Annotated in this window: 13 protein-coding genes and 1 pseudogene; 9 read left to right on the top strand and 5 right to left on the bottom strand. The window is 47.5% G+C overall.

Annotated elements, in window-relative coordinates:
• Window positions 1-142: 142 nt before the first annotated feature.
• The 3 genes and pseudogenes from AWQ22_RS03380 (at window position 143) to AWQ22_RS17060 (ending at window position 886) form a co-directional block, all read left to right on the top strand.
• Window positions 143-415 (top strand): hypothetical protein, encoded by a 273-nt coding sequence (locus AWQ22_RS03380; protein WP_065710188.1) that lies wholly within the window; start codon window positions 143-145, stop codon window positions 413-415.
• A gap of 3 nt (window positions 416-418) precedes the next feature.
• A pseudogene (locus tag AWQ22_RS17065) lies at window positions 419-616 on the top strand (HNH endonuclease); the annotation flags it as partial.
• A gap of 9 nt (window positions 617-625) precedes the next feature.
• The gene (locus AWQ22_RS17060) at window positions 626-886 is read left to right on the top strand and encodes a hypothetical protein (protein ID WP_232321572.1); all 261 of its coding nucleotides are present in this window, start codon (window positions 626-628) and stop codon (window positions 884-886) included.
• Here the strand turns inward: AWQ22_RS17060 and AWQ22_RS03370 are convergent.
• The 5 genes from AWQ22_RS03370 to AWQ22_RS03350 all read right to left on the bottom strand — a co-directional run bounded on the left by AWQ22_RS03370 (window position 883) and on the right by AWQ22_RS03350 (window position 6,121).
• A complete protein-coding gene (locus AWQ22_RS03370; protein WP_065710186.1) occupies window positions 883-1,974 on the bottom strand; it encodes a LuxR C-terminal-related transcriptional regulator in 1,092 nt (363 codons plus the stop codon). The genes AWQ22_RS17060 and AWQ22_RS03370 overlap by 4 nt on opposite strands.
• Window positions 1,975-2,208: 234 nt before the next feature.
• Complete coding sequence (locus tag AWQ22_RS03365) at window positions 2,209-2,604, bottom strand: hypothetical protein (RefSeq protein ID WP_065710185.1); 396 nt, start codon at window positions 2,602-2,604, stop codon at window positions 2,209-2,211.
• An 85-nt stretch (window positions 2,605-2,689) separates the two neighbouring features.
• Window positions 2,690-3,661, bottom strand: a complete 972-nt coding sequence (gene secF, locus AWQ22_RS03360; protein ID WP_065710184.1) for a protein translocase subunit SecF — start codon at window positions 3,659-3,661, stop codon at window positions 2,690-2,692.
• A gap of 32 nt (window positions 3,662-3,693) precedes the next feature.
• Window positions 3,694-5,097, bottom strand: a complete 1,404-nt coding sequence (secD, locus tag AWQ22_RS03355; protein WP_065710183.1) for a protein translocase subunit SecD — start codon at window positions 5,095-5,097, stop codon at window positions 3,694-3,696.
• A 40-nt stretch (window positions 5,098-5,137) separates the two neighbouring features.
• Window positions 5,138-6,121, bottom strand: coding sequence for an alpha-ketoacid dehydrogenase subunit beta (locus AWQ22_RS03350; RefSeq protein WP_065710182.1), 984 nt, complete (start codon window positions 6,119-6,121; stop codon window positions 5,138-5,140).
• 371 nt (window positions 6,122-6,492) lie between these two features.
• Here AWQ22_RS03350 and AWQ22_RS03345 point away from each other — a divergent pair, with 371 nt between their 5' ends.
• The 6 genes from AWQ22_RS03345 (at window position 6,493) to mutL (ending at window position 13,524) form a co-directional block, all read left to right on the top strand.
• Window positions 6,493-6,969 carry an Hsp20/alpha crystallin family protein gene (locus tag AWQ22_RS03345; RefSeq protein ID WP_065710181.1) on the top strand — a complete coding sequence of 159 codons (477 nt, stop codon included), beginning with the start codon at window positions 6,493-6,495 and terminating at the stop codon, window positions 6,967-6,969.
• Window positions 6,970-7,236: 267 nt separating this feature from the next.
• Window positions 7,237-8,607 carry a hypothetical protein gene (locus AWQ22_RS03335; protein ID WP_157094572.1) on the top strand — a complete coding sequence of 457 codons (1,371 nt, stop codon included), beginning with the start codon at window positions 7,237-7,239 and terminating at the stop codon, window positions 8,605-8,607.
• Between the two features lie 93 nt (window positions 8,608-8,700).
• Window positions 8,701-10,386 (top strand): dihydroxy-acid dehydratase, encoded by a 1,686-nt coding sequence (gene ilvD / locus AWQ22_RS03330; protein ID WP_065710178.1) that lies wholly within the window; start codon window positions 8,701-8,703, stop codon window positions 10,384-10,386.
• Between the two features lie 273 nt (window positions 10,387-10,659).
• Complete coding sequence (locus AWQ22_RS16690; RefSeq protein ID WP_157094571.1) at window positions 10,660-10,959, top strand: hypothetical protein; 300 nt, start codon at window positions 10,660-10,662, stop codon at window positions 10,957-10,959.
• A gap of 141 nt (window positions 10,960-11,100) precedes the next feature.
• Window positions 11,101-11,664, top strand: coding sequence for a Uma2 family endonuclease (locus tag AWQ22_RS03325; protein ID WP_065710177.1), 564 nt, complete (start codon window positions 11,101-11,103; stop codon window positions 11,662-11,664).
• A 162-nt stretch (window positions 11,665-11,826) separates the two neighbouring features.
• The gene (gene mutL, locus AWQ22_RS03320) at window positions 11,827-13,524 is read left to right on the top strand and encodes a DNA mismatch repair endonuclease MutL (protein WP_065710176.1); all 1,698 of its coding nucleotides are present in this window, start codon (window positions 11,827-11,829) and stop codon (window positions 13,522-13,524) included.
• The last annotated feature ends 6 nt before the right edge of the window (window positions 13,525-13,530 follow it).

Raw genomic sequence — 13,530 nt, 5'->3', positions numbered from 1 at the left:
CGAAGGATTATTAATCCGGTTTCAGTTAAAAGACGTTCATTAGGAATTCTAAACTTCCTCAATCAAATAAAAACCGAGTTCCTGACTTAGTGGCGAGCAGTTTACTAAGTTATGATGATCATAGTTTTTCGATTTAAACATTATGGCTGCTTCTACTTTTCCTGTGCTGCAACGTTTGTCGAATTCCATACCGCTTGATGGTGCTGTTCAGCTTGATTTGGTGGAAGGGGTTCTGATTTTTCGAGCTTCAGTACAGGTACAGGCACGGGTTGAAGTTTTGTTGGAGAAGCAGCAGTCTGAAGGATTGACCGAGGCTGAGGAGGAAGAATTGGACTGTTATGAAGAAATTGATGATTATTTGAGTTTTGTGAATCGGACAGTTCGTAATGCTGCTGCTGGGAGCATGGTGGCATAGGAAATGGGTAGATCACCACTTCCAGAGAAAATTCAAAACAAAGTCAGAGAAAGAGCTAAGGGTCTATGTGAGTATTGTCATGGGGTGGAGTTATGGCAGTATGTTCGCTTCACGATTGATCATGTCATTCCACAGGTTCGGGGCGGTTCGGATGATGTGGAAAATTTGGCGTTGGCTTGTTTTCATTGCAATCGTAAAAAGTCAAGTTTCGTGACAGGAGTTGATCTGCTGTCAGGGGCGGAAGTTCGCTTGTTTAACCCGCGTTGTGATCGATGGGCTGATCATTTTGTTTGGGCAGAAGATGGAGTTATGTTGGTAGGCTTAACGGAAATTGGGCGGGCAACGATCGCCAGATTAGATATGAATCGGGAGCGCGTTCTGTTGATTCGGCAAGCGGATCGAGATGTTGGGCGACATCCTCCGAAATTGGATCGGCTGTTGGGGGATAGTGGAACTAGCGATCGCGTTTAAATCAAACCTTGTTTTGTGGCTTGGTAAATGGCTTGGTAGCGGTTTTTAGCTTGTAGTTTACTCAAGGTGCGGTTTAGGTGGAATTTTACGGTACTTTCACTGATGTGGAGCTGCTGGGCAATGTCGCGATCACGCAACCCTTTGGTGAGAAGCGCTAAAATCTGACGTTCCCGTTGGGATAGTGATTCTTTTGATTTGTAGACTTGGGTGGTCGCTCCATAGGGCAAAGTAAGGCGAATTTGGTGGACTGCTTCCTGGGCGTTGATCCCGACATCGCAGTTCCCCCCAAGGGTTTGTACGAAAAATTCAATGTCGGCAAAGGGCGATCGCCCTTTGTTTTTCGTCGGGTTAGGGGCGGCGATAATGCCTTCGAGACAAATTTCCGTATCACTGTAGATGAGTCGGCAATAGTGACAGTTGAATTGATTGAGAATTTCTACGGTTTTAATCAAGAGATAGGTCGAACTTGGTGTCAGAGGTCGTTCCGTACCAATCAAACTAAGCTGGCTGGTACTTAAAAGGCTGCCCAGGTGATCCGAGAGGGGGTGAGATTCTCTTGTCTGGCTTTTGCTGGGATCTTGGGGGCTTTTTTGGGCGGCATCTAAGGCGATCGCCCCAGCCATACACAGCACCTGCAAAACCTCTAAAAATTCTGGTAAAAAAGTTTCATGGCTAAAAGCTGCTAACACACCAATAATTCGTTGTTGACTGGCAAGGGGATAACCCGCAAAACCTTGAATTCCGTTGGCGATCGCCCAGTCACGGTCTTTTACCCAAGCTTCTTCCGCCAGTTGATTACTCAGGAATGGAATCCCATTTTTGGCAATTTTTCCGACCTTATAGGCGCCCATGGGAACCCGTGCAAAACTGCCATTAATGTTTTCAGACAGACCCGATGAAGCCACTAACCGGAGCGATCGTTGATCTGGCTCAGTTAACCAAATTCGCGCAAAGGCGCAATTAAAGTCTTTAATCAATGCTTCGGTTAAACGTTTGGCGATCAGCGTTGGTTCCAGACAACCGGAAATGCCCTGGGTAATGCGCTGAACCTTTTGCAAATCAACAATCAAGCAAGCAGAATCAAGCACGGCATCGGTAAATTAAGCACAAATTCTCTTTCTAGTTAACGCGAGCCAGCTCACCTACGTCAGTCAGTAGTGAACATTAGTACAGAAACCCGCAATTATCTGGAACTTTGGAGGGGATTAATCCAGAAAAGTTTCAGCGACTCGCTCTCCCAAAAGAGCGGCTTTCAGTAATTTGGCGTATTTGCGAATACTGGCTGTTTTTCTTTTGACACCCTATAGATGGCTGAAATCACACTATAAACGCCTTAGGAAAAACCAAAGCCAATGCTGCTGATTCTGGGTTAATTTTTCTGCCCATTGATTGAAACGATACTTTTCCCGTTGAGACCAGCCTTGGGTTAATTTCTGGCTATGCCAAACCAAAACAGCACAGGTATAGGCGACACAGATCGTCAAGGCAACGCTCGCCCAGTAATGGTAACCGAGACTCAAACGCACCACGGCCCAGGTGAGATGGTCGCGCCAGAGGGCAAATTCTCCCCGCAACGCCCAAATGCCGTAGCTCCCCAAGATCAGCCACAGCAAGGCGACCAATAGCCAACGCCAGAGGAAAGTAAACCGCACCAGCTTGCGGGCCAAGGGACTGAAATGATGGTCTGTTGGTGCTTCCTGAAGTTGGCGATCGCCCATATTTTTTCACCCTAAACATCTTTACCGAGTGGGTCAGGCCAAATCCTGGGATTGCCGCCGTTACCGGGAAGTTCCCCTGCAATGGCTAGGACAATTCTGTGACATTCACCGCTTCTTTGGTGACCGTGGGGGGTTGGCCATTACGGTTACGCCACCAGGCCAAGAGGGTACTGGCGACAAAAATACTAGAGTAAGAGCCGCAAATAAACCCAATAATCAAGGCGAGGGCAAAAAACTTGAGGGTCGAACCACCGAACAAAAAGATCGCCACCAGCGGCAATAGGGTGGTGAGGGTGGTATTGATCGAACGGCCCAGGGTTTGCTGGACGGAATGATCAACAACTTGATCGATGTTGTCTCCCTCGTCGGCCTTGAGATTCTCACGAACGCGGTCATAAATGACCACCGTATCATTCACAGAAAAACCAATAATCGTCAGTAGGGCCACGAGGAAAAGGCTATCTACTTCAACGCCCAACACCAGACCGAGTAGCGCAAAGACGCCAGCCGTGATCAGCACATCATGGAATAATGCGGCGATCGCAAACAGCGCATAATCGAACTGAAAGCGGATACTCAAGTAGACAATAATCCCGAAAAAAGAAACCAGGAGGGCGAGCATCCCTTGGACAAACAATTCCCGACCAATGGTTGGCCCCACCGAGTCAATTTGGATCGCGCCAGGATCTAGGGCGCCCACTTCGGATTCTAGGGCGTCGAGCAAACGGCTGCGTTGATCCACATCAAGCTGCGGCGTCCGCACCGAAAACGTTGTCCGCTCTTGGCCCAAAATTTGCACCGTACTACTGCCGACTCCCTGGTTATTCACCACGGTTTGAATTGTCGCTGTTTCTAAAGGATCAGTACAGTTGCCAGCCACCGTACAGTCGAGGGCCACTTGGATTTTTGTGCCCCCAACAAAATCGAGACTGGGTCGGAGGGGCGCTTGGAGTTGGTTGAAGGAAATGCCCATAAACAACACACTCGCAAGGATGGCGATCGCCGAGATGGACCACCAAAGGAGACGCTGTTTAATGACGCTAAATTTAAAAGTCATCGGGTTAACAACAGACTAGAGGGCAAAGGAAATTAGTTGGGGGCTTTGGGCGCAAACAACTTGGGATTTTGACGCACCGCCGGTAAGCCCAATACCGTTAACAGCAGTAAAGTGCGGCTGCAAGTCACTGCCGTAAACATACTCACCCCCACCCCGATCGCCAAGGTCAACGCAAAACCTTTTACCAGACCCGAACCCAAGAAAAAGAGGGCCGCACAGGCGATCAAAGTGGTGACATTACTGTCGAGAATGCTGGAGAAAGCGTTAAAAAATCCCGATTCCACGGCCCGGTACAAGGTATTTCCCTTATAGATTTCCTCCCGGGTGCGCTCAAAGATCAGCACATTTGCATCCACGGCCATACCGATACTGAGAATAAAACCAGCAATCCCCGGTAACGTCAGCGTAACCCCCACAAGGGAATAGCAGGCCAAAGTGAGGAGGGTATAAACCACTAACGCCACATCTGCGATCAGCCCCGGCAAACGGTAATAGACTGCCACAAAGACCAACACCAGAATTAGGCCCGCAATCCCTGCATAGATACTTTGGCGAATGGAATCTTGGCCTAGGGTTGCCCCTACGGTACGGTTCTCGACCACGGCCACCGGGAAGGGTAACGACCCACCCCGAATCTGAATGGCGAGATCACTGGCGGTATCAATGTCAAAGTTGCCGGTAATGGTCACATTGCCCCCGGCGATCCCTTGGGCGGTATATTCTGGGCCAACGGTGGGGGCGCTGAGGAGGGCATCATCTAAGAAAATGCCGACACTCCGGCCTGTACCAGCTAGACCTTTTGTGATTTCGGCAAAGAGTTCAGCCCCCTCGCTATTGAAATTGAGAAAGACTTGCCAACTGTTGCCCGTTTGGGTGGGGGCAGGTTGGGCATTGGTGACGTATTCGCCGACTAGACCAACGGGTTCAAACAGAGCGAGAATCTCTTGATCGAGACTGTCAATATTGGTTTCTAATTCTTCGATTTCGGCATCGCTAGCGGCAGGGCTTGCACTGCCACGGAGACTGGTTAACTGGGCGTCGAGTTGGCGACGGAGGGCGTACTTTTCTTGGAACTCGGCTTCGGTGCCAGGGTTTTGGGGCCGAAATTCGAGCTGGGCCGTGCCGCCTAGAACCCGTTCTGCCTGCTCAGGATCTGTCACCCCAGGCAATTGCACGAGGATCCGGTCGTTCCCCACGAGTTGAGTGATGGGTTCGGCCACTCCTAGACCATTGATGCGATTTTCGATGACTCGCTTCACGGCAGCTGTATCATCGGCCTCAACGACGACTCCTTCGGCATTGGGTTGTACCTGGATCGTCAATTGGGCGCCGCCTTTGAGATCCAGACCGAGCTGGAGGGGTAAGGTTGTCAAAATCGTGATGGCGATCGCCACCAAAAAAAGAATTGCAACTATGATTAACCGTTGTTTTTGCATGATGGATCTAGGAGGATGAACCGCAGTTGGTCGCTGGTGTTTAGACGTTCAGGGCCAACATATTTTGCACTGCTTCGACGATGTTGTCCGGTTGGACGATGGTGAGTCGCTCCAGGGTACCGTTGTAGGGGGTGGGAATATCCTGGGACGAGAGACGCATTACGGGGGCATCTAATTCGTCAAACAGTTGCTCGTTGATCAAGGACATCACTTCCGCCGCAATCCCCGCCGTTTTCATACATTCTTCGACGATGATCACCCGGTGGGTTTTCTTCACAGATTTGGCGATCACCTCCATATCGATGGGCTTCAGGGAGATGAGATCAATCAATTCTGGATCGATGCCTTGTTTTTCGAGGGTTTTAATCGCCTGGGTGCAATGGTGACGCATCCGCGAATAGGTCAGAATCGTCACATCTTTCCCTTCCCGTACCAATTCCGCCTTATCGAGGGGCAGCACATATTCCCCATCGGGCAAATTCTCTTTCAAGTTGTAGAGCAGCACGTGTTCAAAGAAAAGCACGGGGTTTTCGTCACGAATCGCCGCTTTTAATAAACCTTTAGCATTGTAAGGGGTGGAACAAGCGACGATCTTCAAACCAGGGACAGCTTGGAAATAGGCTTCTAGACGCTGGGAGTGTTCAGCCCCCAACTGCCGACCGACCCCCCCAGGCCCACGGATCACCATCGGAATTGTGAAATTACCGCCGGATGTGTAGCGCAACATCCCAGCGTTATTGGAAATTTGGTTAAAGGCCAACAGCAAAAAGCCCATATTCATCCCTTCGATGATCGGCCGCAGTCCAGTCATGGCAGCGCCAACAGCCATCCCGGTGAAGCTGTTTTCTGCGATGGGTGTATCCAGAACGCGCAGGTCGCCATATTTTTTTGCAAGATCCTTCGTTACCTTGTAGGAACCGCCGTAATGACCCACATCTTCGCCCATAACGAAGACAGTTTCGTCACGTGCCATCTCTTCATCGATAGCTTGACGCAGCGCATTAAAAAGTAAAGTTTCCGCCATATGAAATCGTTCTAAAACCTATCGCAGCAAGTGACATCGTATCATTCCTGAGCCTTTCTTGCGCCATCAATCTAGGTGGGATTGAAGCCGACATTTTTAGGGCTCTAGGGCCGGATTGAGAAACCCCATCGGCAGGGAGGCTCTGTCCGGTGGCGATCGCCTTTTGCGGGGGGAATGGCCAACCAGCCCCAATGGTGATCGAAAAATGCTTAAATTTTCCCTAAAAAAAATGCAATTTGTAATCCCAAGAAAAAGTAGCAATTCTGCGGTAATTCCACCAAAAAAAATACGGTTTTTGTCATCTACAAACCCCTTGAAGATAGTAGAAAATAAAAATGTAGCAAGAAGCCGATTCTCTTAGGAGGTCATATATGTCTTTAGTACATTTCTCGCCGTTTTCTGAACTAGAAACAGTTCAGACCCAAATGAATCGCATTCTCGATGAACTTGCCGGCTGGCAAGGGGAAGGTCGCTCCCCCTGGCGTCCCTCTGTCGAGCTACTCAATGGGGACGCAGAATTAACCTTAAAAGCCGCCCTTCCTGGCATTGCCGCTGACGATATCGATATTCAGTTGACCCGTGAATCAGTCCGCCTCTCCGGGGAATATAAATACGAAGAAGAAAAAGAAGATGAAGGCTGCTATCATTCTGAATTCCGCTATGGAAAATTTGACCGCACCATTGCGCTTCCGGTCGCCGTTGACCACGAAAATGCCACAGCAGAATTTAAAGATGGCATTCTTACCCTGAAGCTGCCCAAAGTTGTTCCCGCAGCGAAAAAAGTTGTCAAACTACAACTGGGTAAAAGCCCCGAAACTCAAAAAGCTCTCGAAGAACCGACTGAATAGTTCACGGACTGTCATTTTCCATGACGCCGTCAAATCATAAACACTGTGCTGGCCTTCCCCGAAAATTCGGGGAGGCCATTGTTTTTTTGAGTAACTGACAGAGCCTGCGCCAATGTGAATTTACAATAAAGTTTGGCTATATATCTAAAGAAGCAATGAAGTATAAAGCTTTTCTTTGAATTGTCCAAGAAAGCAATGCTCAACAGACCTGGAACTTTATCATGGAGGTAGTCAAGAAAACTGGGGATTGCCGGGGGGAGAAACATCATGAAGCAACTGTTGCCACTGAACCACCTACGGCCGATCACGTCGAAATCGGTTCGCCGCAGCCCAAAGACTGACCCATCAGGGCGAGCCAATGTATCATCGGAAGAGACAGTACTGCAATCAACAGAGATGATCCCGGACATGACTCCAGGCCGTGATTTTGAAACCTCCTTAGCTCCCGTAGAATCATCGTTACCGAAGCCAGAAATCCCCCCGGAACAGGTTGTTTTTGATTTCTTTGCCCAAACGCTACAAACCCCTTCCCTTGATGAGTTCTTGGGGTTATTTCAAGGGTTTTTCGTTGGTTATGACGCGGCCCAATGTCCAGAACCCCTACAACAAGCAAGTTATCAGCTGATTATTGGCAATCGGCGCACGGGATTTATTGCGGTTCTTAAACGGTGTTGTTATCTATTTATCGAAACTTGCCTCAATCAAGAAAGTATCCAGTACATTACTCAACTGGCCCATTTGCTGTTGACGCCCACATCGCAGACGGGTGATGCGTCGTTGACCACAGAGCGATTTCAGGATTGGCTACGGGGATTTATTCAGAGTGAGGAATGTCGGGTCTTGCGGGTCTTGGCTCCTCCTAGTGAGACAAATCAACGGACTTGGGGCGATCGCTATGTTGGTTTTATGTTATTTGCCCAAGCGACGGATCCACAATCTTCCCCCGAACAACAACGGGCCTCTAAGCTGCTTTACCAACTATTTAATAACCGCTATCGCTACCGCTTGGTGATGTACCTGTCAACGAAGGGAAAAATGACAGCGACAGGAGAGGCCATTAAAAATCCTACCCTCATTGAAGATGTAACCCTGAATCTGATTCACCGTTTAGTGGTTAAAAAGCAGCCCAGTTACCCTGATATTGCCACGCAATTTTTAGCCCAGACAGACGAGCATACCTTTGTCACTTGGCAGCCCTATTTTGTTGACTATTTGTTCTGTGCCATGACTTCACCACGCCGTTTGAAGTGGCTGCCCGATAAGATTTTGCAACATCTGAAACAGTGTTATCCCGCAGGAGACAGTATTACCCTAGACCGGGCGCTGATTACTGATGTTTGCCGCAATTTGATCCATTACCTACTCAATCCTGAACATTTGCAAGATTTATCCCATCCTCTGCCCGTTTTAATGATTCAGCGGGAATATTTAACCCACAGTATTTTGTTGTTGAAATTGGTATTGGTCGCGCCAGAAACCTATGGTGAACTGATGCAAGCCCTCAATCTTCTGCTCGGACAATATCAAGACCAGCCCAAGGCAGAGTGCCAGTGGCTCATGGGCTTTTTTGAGACGGTTCAGGTTATTTTGGCGTTGGTGCTGACGGCTCCCCAGTATTGCCCGGTTGTGCCTGAGTAGTCGTGGTTAACTTGAGGCAGTCCCTATCCAAAAGCTCGAAAAAAAAGGACAATAGAAAGGTTATTTTGATGTAAATCTTGATTTCTATTTGTTATGAGCGACAATCGACGTAGCCGGGTAGTCACCGAAGGTCATCAGCGCAGCCCAAACCGCGCCATGCTCCGGGCTGTGGGCTTTGGGGATGATGATTTTAGTAAACCAATTGTGGGCTTGGCGAATGGGTACAGTACGATTACGCCATGCAATATGGGAATCAATGACCTCGCCCAGCGAGCGGATAAGGCGATCCGGGAAGCGGGAGCGATGCCGCAGATGTTTGGGACGATCACCATTAGTGATGGGATCTCCATGGGTACGGAGGGGATGAAGTATTCTTTGGTTTCCCGTGATGTGATCGCTGACTCCATTGAAACGGCCTGTAATGGCCAGAGCATGGATGCGGTGCTGGCGATCGGTGGCTGTGATAAGAATATGCCGGGGGCAGTGTTGGCGATCGCCCGGATGAATATTCCCGCAATTTTTGTCTACGGTGGCACGATCAAACCCGGTCATTTAGACGGGGAAGATCTCACAGTTGTGAGCGCGTTTGAGGCAGTCGGTGAATTTAGCGCCGGAAAAATCGACGAAGAAAGATTATTAGCCGTTGAGAAAAATGCTTGTCCGGGAGCGGGTTCCTGCGGCGGCATGTACACTGCCAATACAATGTCCTCGGCGTTTGAGGCGATGGGGATTAGTTTGCCCTACTCCTCGACGATGGCTGCCGAAGACGAAGAAAAAGCTGTCAGTGCGGAAGAGTCGGCACGCGTTTTGGTCAATGCGATCAAGAAGCAGATCCTGCCGAAGGACATCCTCACGCGCAAGGCATTTGAAAACGCGATTTCTGTGATTATGGCCGTGGGCGGCTCGACGAATTCCGTTTTACATTTGTTGGCGATCGCCAATACTATCGGTGTGGATCTGACCATCGATGACTTTGAAACCATCCGCCAGCGCGTCCCCGTCATCTGTGACCTCAAGCCCTCTGGTCGCTACGTGGCTACCGATCTCCACAAGGCGGGCGGCATTCCCCAGGTGATGAAAATGCTCTTGGAGCATGGCCTCCTCCATGGCGACTGTCTAACAGTTACTGGCAAAACCGTCGCTGAAACCCTCGCCGACATTCCCAGCGAACCCTCTCCCGATCAGGATGTGATTCGTCCTTGGGATAAGCCGATGTACGAAAAAGGACACCTGGCGATCCTCAAGGGCAACTTGGCCGAAGAAGGTTCCGTGGCGAAAATTAGTGGCGTAAAAAATCCCCGGATCACTGGCCCTGCCCGTGTTTTTGAGTCCGAAGAAGAATGTCTCGATGCAATCCTGGCTGGCAAGATTGTTGCTGGTGATGTGGTGATTGTTCGTTATGAAGGGCCGAAGGGTGGCCCCGGAATGCGGGAAATGTTAGCGCCCACCTCCGCAATTATTGGCGCTGGTCTAGGGGATTCTGTCGGTCTAATTACCGATGGTCGTTTCTCTGGCGGAACCTATGGTCTCGTGGTTGGTCACGTGGCTCCGGAAGCGTTTGTAGGTGGTAATATTGCCCTCGTGGAAGAAGGGGACAGCATCACTATCGATGCCCACGAAAAACTGTTGCAAATCAATGTTTCTGATGAGGAACTAGTGAAACGCCGCGCTGCTTGGAAACCCCGTGAACCTCGTTATAAGCGTGGTGTCCTTGGGAAATATGCAAAGATTGTTTCTAGCAGCAGTAAAGGCGCAGTAACAGATATTGACCTTTTCTAAGCTCAAAAAATAAATGAATTTGATCTCCGTGTTGCTTTTTCAACCGGAGATTTTTTATTGAACATTATGGATAAAAAATTACGAAATCTCCAAGATTCTTTAAGGCGTATGGACGAAGAGTAATACATCGTACTTACAACATAAAGTGGTTTTATTTTTATTGGTGTGGTAAGCAGAACTCTAAAAGATCGGTTTTCAGTACATTTATAGTCAAGAAAGCTTTTACAGCATAGAATACAATAGGTAGTACAAATAAATTAGGTCAACAATTAAATGTATAACCTTCAAAAATATTTAGAGGAAGTAAAACAACGTAGTCTTCAGGAGCGCTTAGAAGAATTACAACAAAAATTAGGTAATAAATTTGAATATCGACATACTACAGAAGATTGTGGACGGCACTTAATTATTGAGATTTCAAAAAAGAATTCTCTAGACCATAGTACAACTAGAGTAAAGTTAAGATTCAACGAGCGCTCCGTTCGAAATATAGTCCCTTTTGATAAAATTGAAGAATGTAGAATATTTCTCAACTCAGGAGTTGATTTAAGTAGAGAAATTACTATTAACTGACAAGATAAAAATTTTGGCTTTTTACATTTGTTGATTATGCGTTGTTATAACACACTATCTTAACTTAGCTAGGGAATTACTGTTTCAAGACAGAGAATAAACGATGTTAAACTGTGAATATATTTGAGATAAGGTAAAGAGATGACGGCTTTAACTTCTCCAGAAATATCATTGCAAGATTTTTTAGCACGTCCTGAAACAAAACCTGCAAGCGAATATATCAATGGTGCCATCTACCAAAAGCCAATGCCAAAGGGTAAACATAGCCGTCTTCAGTTAAAACTCAGCAATCATATCAATGCTGTTACTGAAACAACTCAACTTGCCTATGCCTTTCCAGAGTTGCGCTGTAGCTTTGGCAATCGCTCTATTGTTCCTGATATTGCGGTGTTTCAATGGTCACGTATCCCGTTGGAAGCAGATGGTGAAGTCCCAGATAATTTTCTGCTGTGTCCAGATTGGACAATTGAAATTCTTTCCCCTGAACAAAGCCCTAACCGAGTCACTGGCAATATTTTGTACTGCTTAGAGCATGGCTGTCAGTTGGGGTGGCTTATTGATCCAGGCGATCGATCAATTCTAATTTTTCAGCCTAATCAACAACCACAACTGCTCACGCAAGAAGATGCACTCAAGATTCTACCGAATATTCCTTTAACCTTGACCGCCGCTGAGGTGTTTAGTTGGCTAAAAATGGGGTCATGATTATTTTCTGATGTTTGATTTGAAGATAAAATAGTTTTCCATAAAAATTTTTAACCTTCATCAAAAGTGAGTGCTAAGTTATTAAAGCCTGGTCTTAAATTACTGAGATCTTAGTCATAACGTGATCGCCAAAAATAAAAATAAATAATTACTCAGCACTAAATGGCCAATATCAAACAACTCCCTAATGATGTCATCCAGTTAATTGCGGCTGGTGAAGTGATTGATTCCCTGGCAGCGGTGGTGCGGGAGTTGGCAGAAAATGCCATTGATGCCGGGGCGACACGCATTAACATCGATATTCAGCCCCAACGTTGGCAAATTCGCGTTGTAGATAATGGTCAGGGAATGGATCTGGAGGATTTGCAACAGTGCGCCCTCCCCCACCGGACAAGTAAGATTGGCGATCGCCAAGATTTAGCCCACATCAAAAGCCTCGGATTTCGAGGGGAAGCCCTCCACAGCATTGCCCAGGTGGCGAAGCTAACCATCGCCAGTTGCCAAGATGGGCAACCCGGTTATCAACTCACAGTGCAGCAAAATCATGTTTCGGAACCACTGCTCAAGCCGATGGCTGTGGGAACGATGGTGACGGTGACAGATATTTTTCAGAATTTTCCGGTGCGACGCCATGCCTTACCGGCGATCGCCCAGCAATTAAAAACCGCCCAGCAAATTATTTACCATTTAGCTTTGTGTCAGCCACAAATTACTTGGCAAGTGACCCAAAATAATCAACCCTGGTTTGCCATTAGTACCGGAAAAAATGCCCAGGATATTTTGCCGCAACTGCTGAAATCAATTAATCTTCAAGACTTGATTTATCGGTGCTATCAAGCCGCAGATTTTCTATCAGAACATCTGCCTAGTTTTTCTCAAAGCCGTTTGGAATTAGTCCTCGGTTTACCAGACCGTTGTCACCGCCACCAAGCTGACTGGTTAAAGCTTGGCATTAATGGACGAATCGTGAGATTTTCGGCCTTAGAACAGGCAATAATGAAAGCTTTTTCTCGCACACTGCCGCGCGATCGCCATCCCGTTTGTTTTGTCCATCTCCACGTGCCGCCAGAACAAATCGACTGGAATCGTCACCCTGCAAAAAGTGAAATTTATCTGCAAAATCAAGCCCTCTGGCAGGAGATTATCCCTCAGGCGATCGCCAAAAGTTTAAGTTTTAGTGAAGTGAGTTTGCCGCGTGTCGAAAATCAACGGGTTTTAAATCTCATTCAAGCCGCAGAAAAATCAGAAAATTATTCACTTAAATCATTAGAAAAACAAACCGATATTTCCTCAGAAAATCCATTAAAAAAAGCCTTAAAAGTGATTGGTCAAGCTCGCAATACCTATATTTTAGTGGAGCATACCGAAGGGATTTGGCTGGTAGAACAGCACATTGCCGATGAGCGAGCAATCTATGAAGATTTACACAAAAATTGGCAGTTAGTTTCTCTCTCCCAACCGATACTTTTAAACCATTTATCTCCTAAGCAAATCGAGCAATTAACAGAGAATATTGGCCTTGAACTGGAAGTTTTTGGGGAAAATATTTGGCGAGTGAATACCATTCCGAGCGCTTTGCAAGATAATCTTGACTTAGAAGCAGCTTTACTAGAACTCAGTCTAGGGGGAGATCTCGATGCCGCCCAGGTGGCGATCGCCTGCCGGACTGCTGTCCGTAATGGCACACCGCTAGATTTCCCGACCATGCAAACAATTATTGATCGTTGGCAAGGGTGTCAAAACCCAAGCACCTGTCCCCACGGTCGACCCATTTATCTGGCCCTAGAAGAAAAATCCCTTTATCGTTTTTTCCGTCGCCATTGGGTTTTGGGGAAAAGCCATGGCATTACCGAAAAATGAGTATTT

Origin of the sequence: Picosynechococcus sp. PCC 7117, assembly GCF_001693275.1 — a bacterium.
GTDB lineage: Bacteria > Cyanobacteriota > Cyanobacteriia > Cyanobacteriales > MRBY01 > MRBY01.
The sequence above is the reverse complement of the archived record's forward strand: the minus strand, read 5'-3'. Positions and strand labels throughout refer to the sequence as shown.